We start from the raw sequence: 19,313 nt of genomic DNA, 5'->3' as shown, positions 1-19,313 counted from the left end.
GTGTCAGCCTCCCTGGACTGCTGTGACCAGTTCGACGTCGTCACCTTCGGCAAGCGCCGTGACGAACCACTGGCTGCGGGGTACTACTGCGGAGTTATGGGCGACGGCGACGCCGAGTTTCTGCCCGTCTGTTGCCTGGCCGTTGGCCGCGAGGGGACGGCCGGTGACCTGGCTGATGAGGGTGGTGATGGAGGCGTCGTCCGCCACGGAATGGCGCGAGCCGTTGAGGGTGATGTTCATGCTGATTCCTTCTGTGGGTCGAGGTCCTTCGTGCTGCTGATGTCCTTGTCTGGGGACTGTGTGCCGGCTACGTGGTGCTTTCCTGAAAAGCGGGCCGGGCTGAGGGCCCCCCATCGCGGGTCCGTCCGGCCGTCCAGCAGGTCCCGGCAGATGGCCGCCGCCGCCGGAGCCAGGAGCACTCCGTGGCGGAAGAATCCGGTGGCAACCATCAGCCCGGCGATGTCCGCCGTGGTCCCCGGCCGTGGCGCGGAAGACGGTACGCGGCCGAGGAGAGGGGCGTTGTCCGGGGTCGCAGGCCTTGCCCGTGCCGTGCATTCCAGGAGTTCAAGCTCCGAGACGGCCGGCACGAGGACCTGGGCGTCCCGCAACAACTGGTAGACGCCGACCGCCGAGACGGCGGCGTCGCCCGTCCCGGCGAGCGCGTCTTCCCGTTGCGTTGCCCCGATCACTACGGTGCCGTCCTGCCGGGGAACGATGTAGACCGGCACACCATGGACCATTCCGCGGACAGTGGAGGTGAGGAGCGGACGCAGGTGCCGCGGAACAGCCAGCCGCAGGATGTCACCGTAGACGGGCCGCAGGGGCAGGTGCAGTCCAACCGGCAGGCCCTCCAGCGACCCTGCCTGCAATCCGTTGGCCACGACGGTCTCCCGGGCCTGGACAGTTCCGCCGTGGGCGAGCTTCACGCCGCTGACGCGGCCGTCCTCCCAGAGCAGAGCAGCGGCACGTTGGTCAACGGCGAATCCCGCGCGGGCACCAGCCACGGCGGTTCCTGCTCCCGGTTCGTGGAGGGCCAGGACTTCCTGGAGGCACGCCACGAGTTTCCGCGGATCCACCTGGTGGTCGGCGGGGATGTCCAGGGCGCAGGATATGGCCGGGCTGAGCAGGGATTCCCTGGTCCTGGCTTCACGGACAGTCAGGGGTTCCACCACCAGGCCGCTGGCCTGCTGCACCGCCCGGAGGTCCATCAGCGCCCGGCGGTCCGCAGCGTCCGCGCCGATGGCGAGGGTCGGCGTCGTCAGATATCCGGTATCGCCGGCCCCGGCCAGGGCGAGGTCCGCCGCAAAGGCAGGCCACAGGCCGGAGGATGCCAGCATCAGCTCAAGGAGGTCTTCCTCCTGGTAGTGCAGTTCGCTCACAGGGGCCAGCATGCCGGCGGCTGCCCAGCTGGCGCCGTTGCCGGGGGCATCATCGATCAGGACGACGGAACGGCCGGATCGCCGGACTTCCCAGGCTATGGCGTGGCCGATGATTCCGCCGCCGATGACGGCCACGTCGGCGTGCAGGGCGGTGGCGGTGCTGGCCGGGACGCTGGCTGGTGCGGGCTCAGGCGGGCTGCTGATTGCGGGGGGCATATGTTCCTTCCCTACGCCGGTACTAGCCGGATCAGGTCAAGCGGTCGGCTCTGACGCCCTCTCAGCCCGGCCGCTTTGTGACGGCTGCAACGGGCTCCCGCAGTACCCGCCCAGTTTAGGGGACTTAGGCTGGTTTCCATGAACGCGCAATCCTTCGCCGCTGCAGGCACGTCCTTTGTCCCCTCCGCCGCTCCCGAATCCTTGACCGGAACAGACCCCGCTGGCGGCATGAACACCGGCCTCCCGCACAGCGCCAGGCTGTACCTGTGCACCGACGCGCGCCGGGACCGCGGGGACTTTGGCGAGTTTGTGGACGCGGCGTTTGCCGGCGGCGTGGACATCATCCAGCTCCGGGACAAGGCCATCGAGGCGGCCGAGGAGCTGGAGCTGCTGGCCGTGCTTCAGGCCGCCGCCGAACGCCACGGAAAGCTGTGGGCAGTCAATGACCGTGCCGATATCGCGCTGCTGTCCGGCGCCCCCGTCTTCCACATCGGGCAGAAAGACCTGCCAGTCGCCTCCGCCCGCACGCTGCTCGGGGCACCAGCCGCGATCGGCCTTTCCACGCACACCGCCGAGCAGGTCGAAGGGGCCATCCGGCTGTCCGGTGGGCTGACTGACCAAGGCAGCCTGGACTACTTCTGTGTAGGACCGGTCTGGGCCACGCCGACGAAACCGGGCCGGGCCGCCGTCGGCCTTGACCTGGTGCGGTACGCGGCCGAAGCCGTCCGCGCTGCCGGCGGCACCCAGGCCACGCTGCCCTGGTTTGCCATCGGAGGCATCGACCTCGGCAATGTGGAGCAGGTGGTGGAGGCCGGCGCCGGCAGGATTGTTGTGGTGCGTGCCATCACCGAAGCCTCGGACCCCGCAGCGGCGGCCGTGGCACTCCTGGCGGCCCTGGACGCCGGCGCATCCTGACAATCCTCCGCGTCGCGGGCGGCGGGCGTGCACGATCCGTGGAAATCGAGCTAACCTGATTTTCGTGTCACATCATAGGTTGGCCCCCAATGTCCACGAGCAGACGAACGACCTCGCGGCGGCGCTGAGCGCCCTGCGGACCGAACTGGAACTGCCGGGGCCCTACCCGGCAGAGGCGGTCCGGGACGCGGAAGCGGCAGTGGCCGCGCACGAGTTGCCGGGTGCTGACCTGACGGATGTGGCCTTCCTCACCATCGATCCGGCGTCGTCCACCGACCTGGACCAGGCGCTGTTCATCGAGCGTGCGGGCACCGGCTACCGGGTGCTTTACGCCATCGCTGACGTGCCGTCCTTTGTCCGCCCCGGCGGCGGGCTGGACGCAGAGACCCGGCGCCGCGGCCAGACGTTCTACGCCCCTGACGGCCGTATCCCGCTGCACCCGGAGGTCATCAGCGAAGGGGCCGGCAGCCTTCTGGCCGGCCAGCTGTGTTCCGCCTATGTCTGGGAGTTCGGGCTGGACGACGCCGCGCAGGTCTCCACTGTGAGCGTCCAGAGGGCCACCATCCGGAGCCGGGCCAAGCTGAGCTATAAGGGAGTCCAGGCCGAACTCGACGCCGGGACGGCCGGCCCGGTCCTGCAGCTCCTGAAGGAAGTGGGCCTCAAGCGCGTTGAACTGGAGCGGCAGCGCGGCGGCGCCAGCCTGAACATGCCCGAGCAGGAAATTGTGCAGCTGCCCGACGGCGGCTACCGGATTGCCGCTGCGCCGCAGCTTCCGGTGGAGGACTGGAACGCCCAGATCTCCCTGATGACGGGGATGGCGGCGGCAGACCTGATGCTGGCGGGAGAAGTGGGCATCCTGCGCACCATGCCCGCCCCGGACGAGCGCTCCCTGCGTCACTTCCGCCTCCAGACCGAGGCATTGGGCAAGCCGTGGGACGGCAAGATCAGCTACGGCGAATATCTCCGCAGCCTTGACCCGACGGAACCGCGGCAACTGGCCATCCTGCACTCCGCCGGCATGCTGTTCCGCGGTGCCAGCTACACGGCGTTCGACGGCACAGTCCCGGACGATGCCGTCCAGTCCGCCATCGGCGCTGCATATGCCCACACCACGGCACCGCTCCGGCGGCTGATCGACCGTTTTGTCCTGGTGATCTGCGAGGCCCTGAGCAACGGCAAGCCGGTACCGGACTGGGCGCGGGCAGCCCTGCCGTCACTGCCGGAGATCATGGCCGGATCCGACCAGCTGGCATCGCGGATGGAACGCATGGCGCTGGACACCGTGGAGGCCGCGCTCCTGGTCAACCATGTGGGCCAGGAGTTCGATGCGATCGTGATTTCCGGCTCCAAGCCGCAGAAGGACAACGGCAACGGGAAGAACGGCAACGGCACCAGGAACGGCGCTCCGAAAAACGGCGCCGCGAAAAACGGGAACGGCCCCTCGGGGATCATCCAGATCGCCGAACCCGCCGTGACGGCCCGGTGCGGCGGCGACCTGGAATCCGGCACCAAGGTGCGGGTCCGCCTGATCTCGTCCGACATCGCTGCCCGCGAGGTCCACTTCGAGCTGCTGGCCTGAACGATTTCCGCGCTGCCTGATCGGCCCAAAGCCGGGATTCAGGGTCCGTGCGGCTAGACTGAAGAAGTAGATATGGATGCCCGGTCGTTGATTTCCTTGATTTGAATTCAACAAGCCCGCCCCTACGCGATCTTGAGATGCACCCGTTGGTCACCAGTGCCAGCATTTTGATAGCCCGCGATCGGCTTCCACTGGATTTGCTTGCGCGCTTCGAGCGTGCTCCGGAACGGCCACGTTGGCCGGCCCGTTGAGCAGGCAGCGCCAATGCCCAAATGAATAAGGAAACTCCCCTGTGAGTGAATTGCATACCCACCAGATCCTGACTGACGACTCCGGCATCGAGACGATCGAACCCGAAGAAACCATCATCTCGGACGAGAAGCCGCACGAGATCGAGGAGAAATCCTTCGCTGACTACAACGTCCGCGCCGACATCGTGGAGTCCCTCGCCGACGCCGGGATCACCCACCCCTTCCCCATCCAGGCCATGACCCTGCCGGTGGCGCTCTCGGGCCACGACATCATCGGGCAGGCCAAGACCGGCACCGGCAAGACCCTCGGCTTCGGCATCCCCGCCCTGCAGCGCGTGGTGGGTCCGGATGACGCCGGCTACGACAATCTCGCCGTTCCGGGTGCACCGCAGGCCCTGGTCATCGTGCCCACGCGCGAGCTGGCCGTCCAGGTGGCCAATGATCTCCAGAACGCTTCCCGCAAGCGGAACGCCCGTATCACCACCATCTACGGCGGCCGTGCCTACGAGCCCCAGGTGGAAGCCCTGCAGAACGGCGTCGAGGTAGTCGTCGGTACTCCCGGCCGCCTCATCGACCTCTACAAGCAGAAGCACCTGGTCCTGAAGAACGTCAAGATGGTCATCCTCGACGAGGCCGACGAAATGCTGGACCTCGGCTTCCTGCCGGACGTGGAAACCCTCATCGCCGGTACCCCTGCAGTCCGCCAGACCCTGCTGTTCTCTGCCACCATGCCCGGCCCGGTCGTCGCCATGGCGCGCCGCTACATGACCAAGCCGACGCACATCCGTGCCGCCGACCCCGATGACGAGGGCCTGACCAAGCGCGACATCCGCCAGCTGATCTACCGTGCCCACAGCATGGACAAGATCGAGGTCGTCGCCCGCATCCTGCAGGCCCGCGGCCGCGGCCGCACCATCATCTTCACCAAAACCAAGCGCACCGCCGCCAAGGTTGCCGAGGAGCTCGTGGACCGCGGCTTCGCCGCCGCCGCCATCCACGGTGACCTGGGCCAGGGCGCGAGAGAGCAGGCGCTCCGCGCCTTCCGCAACAACAAGGTGGACGTCCTGGTGGCCACCGACGTCGCCGCCCGCGGCATCGACGTCGACGACGTCACGCACGTCATCAACTACCAGTGCGTTGAAGACGAAAAGATCTACCTGCACCGGGTGGGCCGCACCGGCCGCGCGGGCAACAAGGGCACAGCCGTGACCTTCGTCGACTGGGACGACATGCCGCGCTGGGGCCTGATCAATAAGGCCCTGGGGCTCAGCGTCCCGGAGCCCGTGGAAACGTACTCCTCCTCGCCGCACCTGTTCGAAGAGCTGGATATCCCTGAAGGCACCAAGGGCCGGCTGCCCCGCGACAAGCGCGTGCTGGCCGGCGTCGACGCCGAGGTCCTCGAGGATCTGGGCGAGACCGGCAAAAAGAACACCCGTCCCAGCGGTGGCCGCGACAGCGGGCGCGACAGCAACCGCGACGCCGGCCGGTCCGGTGCTCGCGAGAGCAGCAGCCGCCGTACCAACGAGCCCGGCGGACGCTCCGGTGACCGCCGTCGTCGTACCTCTGATGCGGCGACCGCCGGCACCAGCCCCGCCCCCGAACCGGTTGCTGCGGCTCCGGCCGAAGGCGAAGTGGACCCCCGTGCCCGCCGCAGCCGGACCCGCACCCGCCGCCGCAACGGCGAAGTGGTGGCCGGTGCCGACAACCGCCCGCAGCAGCGCAGCACCGAGGCATAACAGCTTCGATGACTGACACCGTCTGGGCGCCGGATGGCAGCAACCTGGTGGTTCACGCGGACAACGCGGAGTTCCTCCCCTCGCTGCCGGACGGCGCCTTCACCTTGATATACGTTGACCCGCCGTTCAACACCGGCAGGGTCCAGAAGCGCCAGGAAACCCGGATGGTGCTGAACACCGACGGTGACGGCGACCGCGTGGGCTTCAAGGGGCGTTCCTACGACACCATCAAGGGCGCCCTGCACCGGTACGATGACGCTTTCAGCGACTACTGGTCATTCCTGGAACCCCGGCTCGTGGAGGCCTGGCGGCTGCTGGCTGACGACGGCACGCTGTACCTCCACCTGGATTACCGGGAAGTCCATTACGCCAAGGTGATGCTTGACGCGATCTTCGGCCGGGAATGCTTCCTCAACGAGATCATCTGGGCCTACGACTACGGTGCCCGCGCCAAGTACCGCTGGCCGACCAAGCACGACAACATCCTCGTGTACGTCAAGAACCCGGCGAAATACCACTTCGACAACGCCGAGGTGGACCGCGAGCCGTATATGGCGCCTGGCCTGGTGACACCGGCGAAGCGGGAGCTCGGGAAGCTGCCCACCGACGTCTGGTGGCACACCATCGTCTCCCCCACAGGCAAGGAAAAAACCGGCTATCCCACGCAGAAGCCCGAGGGCCTCATCCGCCGTGTGGTGTCGGCGTCAAGCCGGCCCGGTGACTGGTGCCTGGACTTCTTCGCCGGTTCCGGAACCTTGGGCGCCGTGGCGGCCAAACTGGACCGGAAGTTCGTGTGTGTGGACGAGAACCAGCCGGCCATCGATGTGATGGCCAAGCGGCTGGGTGCACAGGCAACCTTTACGTCGTTCCCGCCCAACTCAGCAGCGGCTGGCGTCGTTTGAGCGTCCACAACGACGCCTGCTGCGACCTGTAAGTGTCAGGGGCAACCCTCGCCCAACTGGATGCCATGCTCAGTTTGCCGATGCACTAAGACAGAACCATTGGACTCGCAGATGGCGTTGACCAGCAGGGCGAAGCCCTCGCCGTTCTGGAAGTTGCCCTTCTGGCCGATGGGCGCCGTTGGGTCAAGCACTTTGAGCGATCCTGGCGGGACAAATGCCCAGACTTCAGCAGCTCCGGGGAAGACACTCGGGAGCCAAGCCCAGTTTCCCTTGATAACAGGTCCCGCAGTACAGTCGGCGCCGCAAGCGGCGGGCGGCCGGCTGACGTTGGTACAGTCCAGCGCGTTGGCTGCGGTGGGAACAAACACAAAGGCGGCAGCAAGGCCAGCCGCGGCCAGGGATTTCTTGAACATGAATTCTCTCCGTCACTCGTTGGGCACTGCGTTGGACGAGACCTCAATGGCGCGGCGTTCACCGCTCCCCAGTAAGCGCCAGAGTACTCAGCGTCGACGGTCAGTCAATACGCTGTAGTAAGCTACAGCGCCGCACGCACCACAGCGGTTCCCGTGCCGAGTTCCTCAATCCGCGCCAGCACCTCCGCCGTGGTCAGGTTTTCCCCCAGCAGGTTCGGTTTGCCCGCTCCGTGGTAATCCGACGAGCCGGTAATCAGCAGCCCATGCTTGGCTGCCAGGCCCCTGAGGAATTCCCGCCCCTCCTCGGGGTTGTCGCGGTGGTCGATCTCCAGGCCGGCCAGGCCGGCGTCGATCATGTCGCGGTAGGTGCGCTCCCCCACGATCCGGCCCCGGCCGGACGCCACGGGATGCGCGAACACGGGAACACCACCGGCGGCACGGACCAGCTCGACGGCGGTGGCGGGGTCGGGTGCGTAGTGCTGGACAAAGTAGCGCGAATGGGACGTCAAAATGGACGTGAACGCCTCCGAGCGGTCTGCCACCACACCGGCCGCCACCAAGGCATCAGCGATGTGCGGCCGGCCCAGGGTAGCCCCGGGAGCCACATGGTGGATGACGTCGTCCCATGTCAGCGGGTAGTCTTCGGCGAGCAGGGTCACCATGCGTTCGGCCCGCGTGAGGCGCGCGTCCTTGGCCTTGGTGATCTCTTCAAGCAGCCCAGGGTGGGCAGGATCGTGCAAGTAACTCAGCAGATGCACACTGATCCCTTGCGCGGTCCGGCAAGAGACCTCCATGCCGGGGACCATGGCCACCCCGTTTTCCAGCGCCGCGAGGGATGCTTCGGCCCAGCCGTCCGTGGAGTCGTGATCCGTCAGCGACACCACGTCCAGGCCCGCCCGGGCAGCCGAAGCCATCACGTCGGCGGGGGTTTCGGTGCCGTCCGAAACGTTCGAGTGGGCATGCAGGTCAATCCTCACTTGCCCAGCCTAGTTGACCGCGTCCGCCCGGGCATCGGCTCCTTTGTCGCGCATGCCCTGGCGCTGGTGAGACGATGGTGCCGTGAACGATGCCGAAAACACCCCGACCTCTGTCTCCCAGCCCCTCGACGAGCGCGTCAACAACCGCTCTCAGCGGCCGAGTTCCGCTGCTTTCAAAGCCTTTATGGCGAGTAACTGGGCGCCGTCAGGGCAGCATGTGCCGGCGCCCGACGCCGTAGCCAACTATGCCGCGGCCCGGCGCAAGGCCATCTCAGAGAAGTTCAAAGGCGAACGCCTGGTCATCCCAGCCGGTCCGCTGAAGGTCCGCTCCAACGACTGCGACTACCGGTTCCGTCCGCATTCCGGCTTCGCGCATCTCACCGGACTGGGCCTGGATCACGAGCCTGACGCCGTGCTCATCCTGGAACCGGCCGGTGAAGGAAAGGGCGACGGCGGCAGTCACCACCGTGCCACGCTGTACTTCCGTCCGCTGGCAGGCCGGGATACCGAACAGTTCTACGCCGACTCCCGATCCGGCGAGTTCTGGATCGGTGCACGGCCCACCCTGGCCGAGTTCGAAGCGCGCCTGGGCCTGGCCACCGCCCACATCGATGGACTTGAATCGGCGATCACCAAGAACGTGGGTGCCCCGGAGATCGGCGGCATCTCCATCCGGCTGGTGCGCAAGGTGGACGAGAACATCGACGCCCTGGTGGATACTGCCCGGTACAACACTGCCAAGGACCCGGACAACCTGGATCTGGCTGTCCTGGATGCACTGGATGAAAAGCTTTCCGAAGCGCTGTCTGAACTCCGCCTCCTGAAGGATGAGTGGGAAATCGAACAGATGATGACCGCGGTAGCTGCGACCGTCGAGGGCTTCGTGGAGGTAGTCAAGGCCCTGCCCCGCGCCCTGACCCATGCCCGCGGCGAGCGCGTGGTGGAAGGCGCGTTCTTTGCCCGCGCCCGCGAGGTAGGCAACGAACTGGGCTACGACACCATCGCCGCCGCCGGCAACAACGCCACAGTCCTGCACTGGACGCGGAACACCGGCAGGATCAACGCCGGCGAACTGCTGCTGCTGGACGCCGGCGTTGAAGCGGACTCGCTCTACACCGCCGACATCACCCGGACCCTGCCTGTCAACGGCACGTTCACCGCAGTCCAGCGCAAGGTCTACGAGGCAGTCCTGGATGCTGCCGACGCCGGATTCGCCGCTGCACAGCCAGGTGCCAAATTCCGGGATATCCACACCGCGGCCACCAGTGTGTTGGCGGAACGTCTCGCCGAGTGGGGGCTGCTCCCGGTGAGCGTCGAGGAAGCCGTCAGCGCGGAAGGCCAGCAGCACCGCCGCTGGATGCCGCACGGCACCAGCCACCACCTTGGCCTGGATGTCCACGACTGCGCCCAGGCAAAGCGCGAACTGTACCTCGACGGCATCCTGGCGGAGGGCATGGTCTTCACCATCGAACCCGGCCTGTACTTCAAGAACGAGGACCTGGCCATCCCGGCGGAGTACCGCGGCATAGGAGTGCGGATCGAGGACGACATCCTCATGACGGCCGATGGTCCGGTGAACCTCAGCGCCGCACTGCCCCGCAAGGCCGACGACGTCGAGTCCTGGATGGCAGGCATCTACCAGGAGCTGGACGCTGGTATGGCAAGCGGAGACATCCGCTAAAGGTTGTTGCGTCCAGCGCATCTCCGCAGGGATGCGCTGGACGATCCCACCCCCTTGGTGAAACTCTCATAACAGTTTTTGGCAATCGCTTGCCAAAAGTTGGCATTGATGAATACGCTAGCCGCAGAGAAAGAAAATCGTAGACTGAGTTTCAGTCTCGGGTCTCTGCCGCAATGTATGTCTTCAAAGGAGAAGTCTCATGGGTATGTCCAAACCGCGTCGCCTCGGCACTGTCGCCGCAGCGGCCATTTCCGTCCTGATGCTTGCCGCGTGCGGCGGATCCGGCGGCACAGGCGGTACCACCTCCGGCGCCTCGGGCGGCAAGGTGGACGGCACAGGAAAAACGCTTAACGTCCTGATGAGCGTCACCGCGCAGTACCCCCAGGAACAGCAGGCCTGGTTCAAGGAAATGAGCGCCAAGTTCAAGGCGGAAACCGGAGCCGACATCCAGTGGGAGACGTTTGCCAGCGCCAATGACGAGATGACCCGCATCCAGACGTCAGTCGTCTCGGGCCAGGGACCTGACGTTTACGGACTCGGCACCACGTTCACGCCGACGGCTTACTCCACCGGGGCGTTTGTGAAACTCGGTGACAACGAATGGAACCAGCTCGGCGGCAAGGACAAGTTCGTTCCCGCGGCGCTCGGTATTTCCGGGCCGGACGAGGGCAACCAGATCGGCATCCCGTTCGTCAGCCGGCCGTTCGTGATGGCCTACAACACCGAGCTGCTGGCCGCTGCCGGCATCGAAAAGCCTGCCACCACCTGGGATGAATTCACCGAGCACGCCAAAAAGCTCACCAAGGGCGACCAGTACGGTGTTGCCGTGGCCTATAAGGACAACTTCGACCCCTGGAAGTACATCTGGGGCATGTCCATCCAGGCCGGCAACCCCATCATCGACGGCAGCAAGGTCCGTCTCGATGACCCCGTCACCAAGAAGGCCTACGAGACCTACTTCGGCTGGGTGACCAAGGACAAGGTGGTTGACCCCTCCTCTGTTGGGTGGGCCAATCCGCAGGCCCTGGCCGCCTTCGCAGCCGGCAAGGCAGCGTATTTCCCCATGACGTCGCCGCTGTCCATCCCGGCACTGGACGCCTCGGCCGTCAAGGGCAAGTACAAGTACGCCCTGATGCCCACTGTTCCCCCGGGCGAGACCTCCAACCCCTCGGGCGGTAAGCCTGCCACCAGCATCCTCTCCGGTGACAACCTCGTGGTCGCCGACTACTCGAAGCAGAAGGACCTCGCCTTCGCGTTCATCAAGATGATCACCAGCAAGGACGTCCAACTCAACTACTTCAAGGTCTTCGGCCAGCTTCCCGCCAACCAGGAAGCCGCGAAGGAGCTGGCCACCAACGAAGTGATTGCACCTGCCCTCGAATCGGGTGCCAAATCCGTTGCGACGCCGTTCAGCGGTGCCTGGGGCGATGTCCAGCTGTCACTGACCAACGTGGTTGTCCAGTCCATTCCGGATCTTTCCTCCGGTGCAGTCAGCGAATCCAACCTGTCCCAGCGGCTCAAGGACGAACAGACCAAATCGCAGACCGCACTGGACCGGGCCAAGAAGTAGGACCGACCCACCAACTGCGGAAGGTTACGGAAAAATGACTAGCAGCGTTACCGAGCCCCGGCCGTCGGGCAGCAGTCCCGCGGCCGGGGCGGCCGCCGGACCCGGCGAAACCACACCCCCTGGGAAGCGCCGCAAGGGGCTGAGCGAGAAGAACCGGCCCCTGTGGCTCCTGATTCCCGGCGGGCTGCTGATGACGATCGTCATCCTCGTCCCCCTGGCCATGGGCATCTGGATGTCGCTGATCGATCTGGATCAGTACACCCTTCGCCAATGGGTCAGTGCCGAATTCATCGGCATCCAGAATTACATTGAAGCGGCGGTCAGCAGCGACTTGCTTCGCTCCATCTGGCTTTCTGTTTCCTTCGCGGTGATTTCCACGGTCGTGACCATCCCGCTGGGTGTGGCCGCCGCCGTCGTCACCCAGAACGCCTACCGCGGCCGTGCCGTGGTGCGCTCCATCTTCCTGATCCCCTACGTGCTGCCGTCCTTTGTGGTGGCCAGCGTCTGGCGGACCATGTTGCAGCCGGATGGAATCGTGAATGTGACACTGACCAACATGGGAATGGACGGCGGCTTGTGGCTTAACGGCCCGAACGCTTACTGGACCCTGGTGTGGGTGGAAATCTGGGCGGCCTGGCCGTTCATCTACCTGTTGGCGCTGTCCGGCCTGCAGGCAGTGGACCACGAGGTCCACGAAGCATCGGCCCTGGACGGGGCCCTGTGGTGGAACAAGCTGCGCTACGTGATCTTCCCCTACCTGAAGGGACCGGTTTCGCTCGCTTTCCTGCTTGCCACGTTGAACCACATCAACAACTTCACCCTCCCCTATGTCCTGTTTGGTGCGCCGGCGCCGTCGGATGTGAATGTGCTGCCGATCCTGGTGTACGTCACCAGCTTCCAGAGCTTCCGATTTGGCCTCAGCGCCGCCATGGCGGTCGTTTCGCTGATCCTGATCGCCATTCCGCTCTTCATCTACCTGCGCGCAGTCCGGCTTGATGTGCACGAAGGAGGAAAGAAATGACCATCGACGCGGCAAACCCGATCGAGCAGCAGCAGAAGCAGCCCATCCGGCGTGACGCGGCCCTGGAGGTCACACGCCTCATGCCGAGGCCGCTACTGGCCATCCTCACGGTCCTGCTCTGCGCCCTGGTCCTCGTTCCCATCGTGTACATCTTCCTGGCCTCGCTGAACACGGATGTGGGAGTCGCCAGCGGCGAGTTCTGGCCGAGCAGCTTCTCTTTGGACAGCTACACCAAGATCTGGGATTCCGTGGGGCTGGCGAAAGCCATCGGCAACAGCCTGATCGTTTCCGGGGCCACGGCCGTTGTCTCCGCGATCATGGCCATTGGCACGGCGTACGTGCTGGTGCGGTTTGAGTTCGTCGGGCGCCTGACGGTGCTGCGCGGGCTACTGGGTCTGCAGTCCGTCCCGGGAACCCTGATGCTCCTGCCGGTCTTTGTGCTCTTCTCCTCGGCCGGCACTTACTTGGGTGTGACCGTTATCGGCACGCTCTGGGGACTGTTTATCGCCTACCTGACGTTCGCACTGCCGTTCTCGACCTGGGTGATGGTCACGTACCTCCGCGGCCTGCCTCGGGAATTGGAGGAAGCGGCGCGCATCGATGGCGCGTCCAACCTCGGGATCCTGTTCCGGATCATCATTCCGCTCAGCTGGCCCGGGATCATCGTTTCGGCGATTTTTGCCTTCCTGCTGGGCTGGAATGACGTGCTTTTCGCGTCGGTGTTCACCCGGCCGGACACGCACACTGCCGCAGTTGCGCTGCAGGTCTTCGCGTCCGCCGTTGAGGGTGGCGCCATCCCCGTGTACTCCCAGTTGATGGCGGCTTCACTGGTCTGTGCCGTCCCTGTGGTGGTCCTCTACTTCATGTTCCAGAAGTACCTCGTGGGCGGCCTGACCGCCGGCGGCGTCAAGTAAGGCAGCTTCGAACAACAAACAACTCCGCCCGGTACAGCAGTTGCTGTTCCGGGCGGAGTTGTTTGCTTATTGCGGCTTGGTTCCTCGGGCCCTGGGTCAATCTGGCCTCCGGCGGCGCCGCTAAGGTGTGGATTCGCCGGAGTCCTTGGAGGAGTCAGGCTGGGAGTGCGCCCGGGACCGATCTGCCGCGGGCTGCTCTGGGGCCGTCTGTCCTGTGTCAGGCTGTTCCGTGCCACGCTGGCTTGTGGTGGCCTGGTCTGAGACACGGACGCCGTACTGCGGCCGGCCGTCAGGGAGGTCCGGGTAGCGGACGGCGGCAGCCTTCACCGGCTGGGCCGCTGACTCCGGCTGCGTGCCCTGGTCCGGGCCGGCGGCCTGGCCCACGCCTTGGGCTGTCCCTTGGCCCGAAGTTCCGGCACCCTGCTGTCCGTAGGGGTCATTCCAACTGGCAGGGCGTGTTGGAGCCGGACCAGGCTGATTGCCCGGCTGGCCCGGCTCGCCGCGGTGCTGACCGTGGTGGCCCGTCTGGCCGTACGGCTGGTTCTGGTAGCCCTGGGGGTTGTATGGGCCGGCTGCTGCGTCCGAGCGGGTCATGGGCAGTTGCTGGAGCAGCCGGCGCGCATCATGGGCAGCTTCCACCGACACCACAACGTCGTAGCTGGTGGCCACCACCTGGCTGGTGGAGGTGAAATCCCTCTTTCCGCGCTGCATGGCATACGTGACGATGCCGAACAGCATAAAGAAGGCAGCCCCCATCAGCACAGACGCCAGGATGGAGAAGTAGCCGGGCGATGGTGCGAAGAAGGAAAGCATGACGCCAACGAAGAGTCCGAACCACATACCGCTGAGCGCCCCGGAGAGAGCCACCCGGGGGTAGCTGAGGCGGCCGGTCACCCGCTCAACCATCTTGAGTTCGTTGCCCACGATGGAAACCATCTGGACCGGGAACTGCTGGTCGGCGAGGTAGTCCACCGCCTTCTGGGCATCCAAGTAAGAGGTGTACGAGCCTACGGTGTCACCGGTGGGCACCGTACGGGCGTCGTCGGGCCCACTGGGGCCACCGGCCTTGGGAGCACCAAAAATGTTTGACATACATCCATTCTTGCCCATCAGCATGTATGCCGCCTGTAAATTCAGCTAAAAGAGAGCAGACTCGGTAGCCTGTAGACGTGAGTACAAATCTTTCGCGCGTCTTTGTGGCCCGCCTGCTGGGTCTTGATGTCTTCGACCCCTTGGGCGACCGCCTGGGCAGGTTGCGCGATGTGGTGGTGCTCTCGCGTGGCAGCCGCGGCGCCCCGCACGTGGTGGGCATCGTCGTCGAAGTTCCCGGTAAAAAGCGCGTCTTTGTGCCGATGACACGCATTACCTCCATTGACCAGACACAGATCATCTGCACGGGTCTGGTCAACCTCCGGCGCTTTGAGCAGCGCGGCGCGGAGACGCTGGTGGTCGCGGAAATGTTCGACCGCCGCGTCACACTCCGTGACGGCAGCGGCGACGCCACCATCGAGGACATCGCCATGGACCAGCACCGGTCCCGCGACTGGTTCGTGAGCAAGCTGTTCGTCCGCCGGGGCCACTCCCTGTCCCCGCTCAGCCGGTTGCGCCGGAACGAGACCATGATCATCGACTGGGCAGACGCCCTCCAAGGTGCCCGCACCGAACCCCAGGCAGCCACCCAGTTCGTGGCCAACCACGAGGACCTCAAACCCGCAGACTTCGCCGAGGCGCTGCAGGAAATGAGCGACAAACGCCGCTTCGAAGTGGCCCGCGAACTCCAGGATGAACGCCTGGCCGACGTGCTGCAGGAAATGCCCGAAGACGACCAGGTGGAGATCCTCTCGGCCCTGGATGTCGAACGCGCGGCGGACGTCCTGGAGGAAATGGACCCCGACGACGCCGCCGACCTCCTCGCCGAGCTTCCTTCTGCACAGGCGGAGGAGCTTCTCCGCCTCATGGAGCCCGAAGGCGCCGAGGACGTCAGGCGGCTCCTCGAATACGACGAGGACACGGCCGGTGGCCTGATGACGCCTGTTCCGGTGATCCTCCCCCCGGAGGCAACTGTCGCCGAGGCACTGGCCCACGTCCGCCGTGAGGAGCTCTCCCCCGCCCTCGCCTCGTCCATCTTCATCGCCCGGCCCCCGTTGGAAACCCCCACCGGACGGTTCCTGGGCGTTGTGCACATCCAGCAACTGCTCCGCTATCCGCCGCCGGAACCCCTGGGCAACCTCGTGGACAAGAACCTTGAGCCGGTCTCCGACCAGGCCCACATCAGCGAGGTGGCGCGCACGCTCGCCACCTACAACCTGAACTGTCTTCCCGTGGTCAATGACGCAGGCCGGCTCGTGGGGGCGGTGACTGTTGATGACGTTTTGGATCATCTGTTGCCGGATGACTGGCGCGCCTATGATGGCGAAGCCCCGGTAAAGAAACTGGGAGGCCGCATTGGCTGACACCGGCGCACCCAAGACTCCCAACAAGAAGGCGGCGGCCAAGGGCGGACTCGACACACCCCTGAGCGGCCGCCAACGCATCCTGCCGAAGTTCTCACCCGACCCGGATGCATTCGGCCATGCGACAGAAGGCTTCGCCCGGTTTATGGGCACGCCGCAGTTCCTGGTCTACATGACGGTCTTCGTCGTCATCTGGCTGGTCTGGAACACGTGGGCACCGGCGGAGTGGCAGTTCGATTCGCGCCTCCTGGGCTACACCCTCCTGACACTCATGCTTTCCCTGCAGGCCTCCTACGCGGCCCCGCTGCTGCTGCTGGCCCAGAACCGGCAGGACGACCGGGACCGGGTCTCCCTCCAGCAGGATCGCCAACAGGCGGCACGCAACCTGGCCGACACCGAGTACCTCACCCGGGAACTGGCGTCGCTGAGGATCGCGCTGCGCGAGGTTGCCACCCGCGACTACGTCCGGGCCGAACTGCGGACACTCCTCGAGGACATGCTGGAAGCGCAGGAGGAACTGCGGACCCACGATCCCGCCGGATCCGGCAGCCACGAGTCCCCCCGTGAGAAGGTCAAGGAAAAGCTGAAGGAAAAGCGCGACAAACAGCGGAACCCCCGCACGCAGCAGATTCCCAAGGTCAAACCCAGCCATGTCGCCAACGACACCGTCCCCCAGGACGCCGCCACCAAGGACGCCGCTACCGACCCCGCAATCCAGGACACGGCCGTCCCCAAGCACATCCCCACCACCGAAAGCTGAGCCCCGCCCGCATGAGCGCCTCCCTGGAGCAGGCAGTCCACGCTGCGCTGGCCACCGTGATCGATCCTGAGCTCCGCCGTCCCATCACGGAACTGGGCATGGTGGAGTCCGTGGATGTCGCTGCGGACGGCCGGGTCAGGCTGGCTGTCCTGCTCACCATCGCGGGCTGCCCCCTGCGCGGGACCATTACCGCAGACTCTGAGAAGGCGCTGTCCTCAGTTCCGGGCGTGACCGCCGTCGAGGTTGAACTGAAAGTGATGAACCAGGCCCAGCGGGACGCCCTGAAGGAACAGCTCCGCGGCGCCTCCGGGCAGCGCGGGATTCCGTTCAACGAGCCGGGGTCCCTGACCAAGGTGTTCGCGGTGGCAAGCGGCAAGGGTGGTGTGGGCAAGTCATCGGTGACCGTCAACCTTGCCTGCGCCCTGGCCGCCCAGGGCCTCCGTGTGGGCATTGTGGACGCCGACGTCCATGGCTTCTCGGTTCCGGCCCTTATGGGCATCACGCAGGCGCCCACCCGGGTGGACGACATGATCCTGCCTCCGGTGGCCTACGGCGTAAAAGTGATTTCCATCGGTATGTTCGTCGCCGGAAACCAGCCGGTTGCCTGGCGTGGGCCGATGCTCCACCGGGCCCTGGAACAGTTCCTGACGGACGTCTACTTCGGCGACCTCGACGCCTTGTTCCTCGACCTGCCGCCCGGCACCGGTGACATCGCGATTTCGGTGGCCCAGTTGCTGCCGAAGGCTGAGATCCTGGTGGTCACCACACCCCAGGCCGCAGCTGCCGACGTCGCCGAGCGCGCCGGTGCCATCGCCACCCAGACAGGTCAGACTGTGGCCGGCGTCATCGAGAACATGTCATACCTGGAAATGCCCGACGGCGGGAGGATGGAGCTGTTCGGAAGCGGCGGTGGGGCGGTCCTCGCCGAACGGCTCACAACGACGGTGGGCACCGATGTGCCGCTCCTGGGACAGATTCCGCTGGACATCCTGCTGCGGGAAGGCGGCGACGCCGGCACGCCCATCGTGCTTGGCCGGCCAGACACTCCGGCGGCCATTGCTTTGACCGGCATCGCCGGAAAACTTGCTGCCAGGCCCAGGGGCCTGACGGGGATGAAACTGGGCCTGCAGCCGCGTTAACGCAGCGCTGCCCACCAGGGGCGACGCGGTCTAGGTTGCTTCGGTGTCGAACGGCGCGGGTTCACCCGGCGGCAGTGACTGGACCACACGTTCCGGACGGGAGGGAGCCGTCCCGCCCGCGGCAACCGCCCCTGCACCGGCGACGGCAGCCACCGCTGCCGGCGCTCCGGCACTGACGGACTTCGTGTCGTCGTCCAGGAGTGCTTCCTTGATGATGCGCCGCGGATCGTACTGGCGGGGATCGTATTTCTTCCAGTCGACATCGTCGATGTCGATGCCGACTTCTTCCTTGATCTGCTCCCGGGCACCGGAGGCCATCCGGCGGACTTCCTTCACCAGGTTCGCAAGTTTCTGGGTGTATTCGGGCAGGCGCTGGGGACCGATCACCAGGATGCCGATGATCAGCAGGAGGAAGAACTCCGGGCCGTTGATTCCAAACACTTTAGGAAGATTACCCTCTCCGGAGCCCCGCTGACGATTCCTGCCCGCCAGCGTCGCACAGTGCCTGCATCACGGAGCCAGCACCTCCCCGAGTTTGCGGATTCCCCGCTCCAACCGGGCAGCGGGAGAGTCGTCCGCTGCGGTCACCGGGGAGTTGGCAGGCGCGGTGCTGACACCCGCGTTAATTCCTTCTGCGGCGAGGACGCTGAGCCGTTGGAGCACTGGAACGGCGTCATCAGCCTGCTCCGCCGGGAGGTCGGACTCAACAGTAAAAGTTCCTGCAGTGGTCTCCACGGTGGCGGTCCAGGGCGCCGAGCTGCTGACCAGCAGCTTCCCCTCGTTCTCACCGGAGTTCTGTTCGGAGTTCTGCTCAGCGTCCTGACCCGACTGCTGCCGGGCGTCCACGGGATGCTGTTCCACGATGGTGGCATAGTGCTGCCCATCAGTCAGGTGCATTTCCACCGCCGGCCGCCCATTCAGCGTTATGGCATTGGCGCTCCGGACGTGGAAGCCGAGTGATGCCAGGTCCGGACAGACCCAGCCTTCAGAGCGTAGGGCCAACAACTGCGGAGCACTGATCTCCCTGCCGTCGGCCGGTAGCTGGGCCGTATGCTGCACCAGGTTCCCTTTGATGGCGGATTGGGCGACGGGCAGGCTGTCCCCCGCCAGCGCAAACGCGCTGACGGCAAGAATTCCAGCGGCTGCTGCTGTCCCGCCGGCGGCAAGTGCCACTGCTCGCGCGGCCCGGTGCGGGCTCGGGGCTGGCTCGGCCGCGGCCGCGAGCAGCTGCGTCCTGACCAGCAACCGGGCCGTCAGGTCCTCGCTGGCAGGCGGCACGGCAGCGTCACGGAGCCGCTCGATGTACTGGCGTTCACGCTTCAGCGCCGCTGCACATTCTGCGCAGGTCCGCACGTGCTCGGCGCCGCGGTGATGCCGGCGGCCGAAGGGGTTCTGGGGCGTCATGGT

18 protein-coding genes and 1 riboswitch are annotated in these 19,313 nt (G+C 65.7%); of the genes, 11 read left to right on the top strand and 7 right to left on the bottom strand.

What is annotated here, in order from left to right:
• Positions 1–3: 3 nt before the first annotated feature.
• Both thiS and thiO read right to left on the bottom strand, forming a co-directional pair.
• Positions 4–240 carry a sulfur carrier protein ThiS gene (thiS, locus tag NFC73_RS02325; RefSeq protein WP_254747302.1) on the bottom strand — a complete coding sequence of 79 codons (237 nt, stop codon included), beginning with the start codon at positions 238–240 and terminating at the stop codon, positions 4–6.
• Positions 237–1,595, bottom strand: coding sequence for a glycine oxidase ThiO (gene thiO / locus NFC73_RS02320; protein ID WP_254747301.1), 1,359 nt, complete (start codon positions 1,593–1,595; stop codon positions 237–239). The genes thiS and thiO overlap by 4 nt, the downstream gene beginning before the upstream one ends.
• A riboswitch (TPP riboswitch) is annotated at positions 1,586–1,706 on the bottom strand. It overlaps the preceding gene by 10 nt.
• Before the next feature lie 117 nt (positions 1,707–1,823).
• Between thiO and thiE the strand changes: the two genes are divergently transcribed.
• From thiE to NFC73_RS02300, 4 genes are all read left to right on the top strand, one after another.
• On the top strand, positions 1,824–2,510 hold the full coding sequence (gene thiE / locus NFC73_RS02315; RefSeq protein ID WP_254747541.1) for a thiamine phosphate synthase: 687 nt from the start codon (positions 1,824–1,826) through the stop codon (positions 2,508–2,510).
• 64 nt (positions 2,511–2,574) lie between these two features.
• Positions 2,575–4,089: an RNB domain-containing ribonuclease gene (locus NFC73_RS02310; RefSeq protein WP_254747300.1), complete on the top strand. Its 1,515-nt coding sequence runs from the start codon at positions 2,575–2,577 to the stop codon at positions 4,087–4,089.
• A 292-nt stretch (positions 4,090–4,381) separates the two neighbouring features.
• Positions 4,382–6,076 carry a DEAD/DEAH box helicase gene (locus tag NFC73_RS02305; protein ID WP_254747298.1) on the top strand — a complete coding sequence of 565 codons (1,695 nt, stop codon included), beginning with the start codon at positions 4,382–4,384 and terminating at the stop codon, positions 6,074–6,076.
• Between the two features lie 8 nt (positions 6,077–6,084).
• Positions 6,085–6,978 carry a DNA-methyltransferase gene (locus tag NFC73_RS02300; protein WP_254747296.1) on the top strand — a complete coding sequence of 298 codons (894 nt, stop codon included), beginning with the start codon at positions 6,085–6,087 and terminating at the stop codon, positions 6,976–6,978.
• A 35-nt stretch (positions 6,979–7,013) separates the two neighbouring features.
• Here the strand turns inward: NFC73_RS02300 and NFC73_RS02295 are convergent, their stop codons facing one another.
• Positions 7,014–7,391, bottom strand: a complete 378-nt coding sequence (locus NFC73_RS02295) for a hypothetical protein (protein WP_254747294.1) — start codon at positions 7,389–7,391, stop codon at positions 7,014–7,016.
• 122 nt (positions 7,392–7,513) lie between these two features.
• The gene (locus tag NFC73_RS02290; protein WP_254747292.1) at positions 7,514–8,368 is read right to left on the bottom strand and encodes a PHP domain-containing protein; all 855 of its coding nucleotides are present in this window, start codon (positions 8,366–8,368) and stop codon (positions 7,514–7,516) included.
• Between the two features lie 82 nt (positions 8,369–8,450).
• Here NFC73_RS02290 and NFC73_RS02285 point away from each other — a divergent pair, with 82 nt between their 5' ends.
• From NFC73_RS02285 to NFC73_RS02270, 4 genes are all read left to right on the top strand, one after another.
• On the top strand, positions 8,451–10,049 hold the full coding sequence (locus NFC73_RS02285) for an aminopeptidase P family protein (protein WP_254747290.1): 1,599 nt from the start codon (positions 8,451–8,453) through the stop codon (positions 10,047–10,049).
• Positions 10,050–10,248: 199 nt separating this feature from the next.
• Complete coding sequence (locus tag NFC73_RS02280) at positions 10,249–11,619, top strand: ABC transporter substrate-binding protein (RefSeq protein WP_372494548.1); 1,371 nt, start codon at positions 10,249–10,251, stop codon at positions 11,617–11,619.
• 34 nt (positions 11,620–11,653) lie between these two features.
• The gene (locus tag NFC73_RS02275; RefSeq protein ID WP_254747288.1) at positions 11,654–12,640 is read left to right on the top strand and encodes a carbohydrate ABC transporter permease; all 987 of its coding nucleotides are present in this window, start codon (positions 11,654–11,656) and stop codon (positions 12,638–12,640) included.
• Positions 12,641–12,720: 80 nt separating this feature from the next.
• Positions 12,721–13,554 carry a carbohydrate ABC transporter permease gene (locus NFC73_RS02270; protein WP_254747537.1) on the top strand — a complete coding sequence of 278 codons (834 nt, stop codon included), beginning with the start codon at positions 12,721–12,723 and terminating at the stop codon, positions 13,552–13,554.
• A gap of 120 nt (positions 13,555–13,674) precedes the next feature.
• Here the strand turns inward: NFC73_RS02270 and NFC73_RS02265 are convergent, their stop codons facing one another.
• A complete protein-coding gene (locus NFC73_RS02265; protein WP_254747287.1) occupies positions 13,675–14,646 on the bottom strand; it encodes a general stress protein in 972 nt (323 codons plus the stop codon).
• Between the two features lie 77 nt (positions 14,647–14,723).
• Between NFC73_RS02265 and NFC73_RS02260 the strand changes: the two genes are divergently transcribed.
• Genes NFC73_RS02260 through NFC73_RS02250 form a run of 3 tightly spaced genes read left to right on the top strand, consistent with a single transcriptional unit; the run spans position 14,724 to position 17,906 of the window.
• A complete protein-coding gene (locus NFC73_RS02260) occupies positions 14,724–16,007 on the top strand; it encodes a magnesium transporter MgtE N-terminal domain-containing protein (protein ID WP_254747286.1) in 1,284 nt (427 codons plus the stop codon).
• Positions 16,000–16,767 carry a DUF1003 domain-containing protein gene (locus NFC73_RS02255; protein WP_254747285.1) on the top strand — a complete coding sequence of 256 codons (768 nt, stop codon included), beginning with the start codon at positions 16,000–16,002 and terminating at the stop codon, positions 16,765–16,767. The genes NFC73_RS02260 and NFC73_RS02255 overlap by 8 nt, the downstream gene beginning before the upstream one ends.
• A gap of 11 nt (positions 16,768–16,778) precedes the next feature.
• On the top strand, positions 16,779–17,906 hold the full coding sequence (locus NFC73_RS02250; RefSeq protein WP_254747284.1) for an Mrp/NBP35 family ATP-binding protein: 1,128 nt from the start codon (positions 16,779–16,781) through the stop codon (positions 17,904–17,906).
• Positions 17,907–17,936: 30 nt separating this feature from the next.
• Here the strand turns inward: NFC73_RS02250 and NFC73_RS02245 are convergent, their stop codons facing one another.
• On the bottom strand, positions 17,937–18,347 hold the full coding sequence (locus NFC73_RS02245; protein WP_058931859.1) for a twin-arginine translocase TatA/TatE family subunit: 411 nt from the start codon (positions 18,345–18,347) through the stop codon (positions 17,937–17,939).
• Between the two features lie 69 nt (positions 18,348–18,416).
• Positions 18,417–19,310: an anti-sigma factor gene (locus tag NFC73_RS02240; protein WP_254747283.1), complete on the bottom strand. Its 894-nt coding sequence runs from the start codon at positions 19,308–19,310 to the stop codon at positions 18,417–18,419.
• Positions 19,311–19,313: the final 3 nt, after the last annotated feature.

The sequence above is a fragment of the Pseudarthrobacter humi genome, assembly GCF_024294965.1.
GTDB lineage: Bacteria > Actinomycetota > Actinomycetes > Actinomycetales > Micrococcaceae > Arthrobacter > Arthrobacter humi.
The sequence above is the reverse complement of the archived record's forward strand: the minus strand, read 5'-3'. Positions and strand labels throughout refer to the sequence as shown.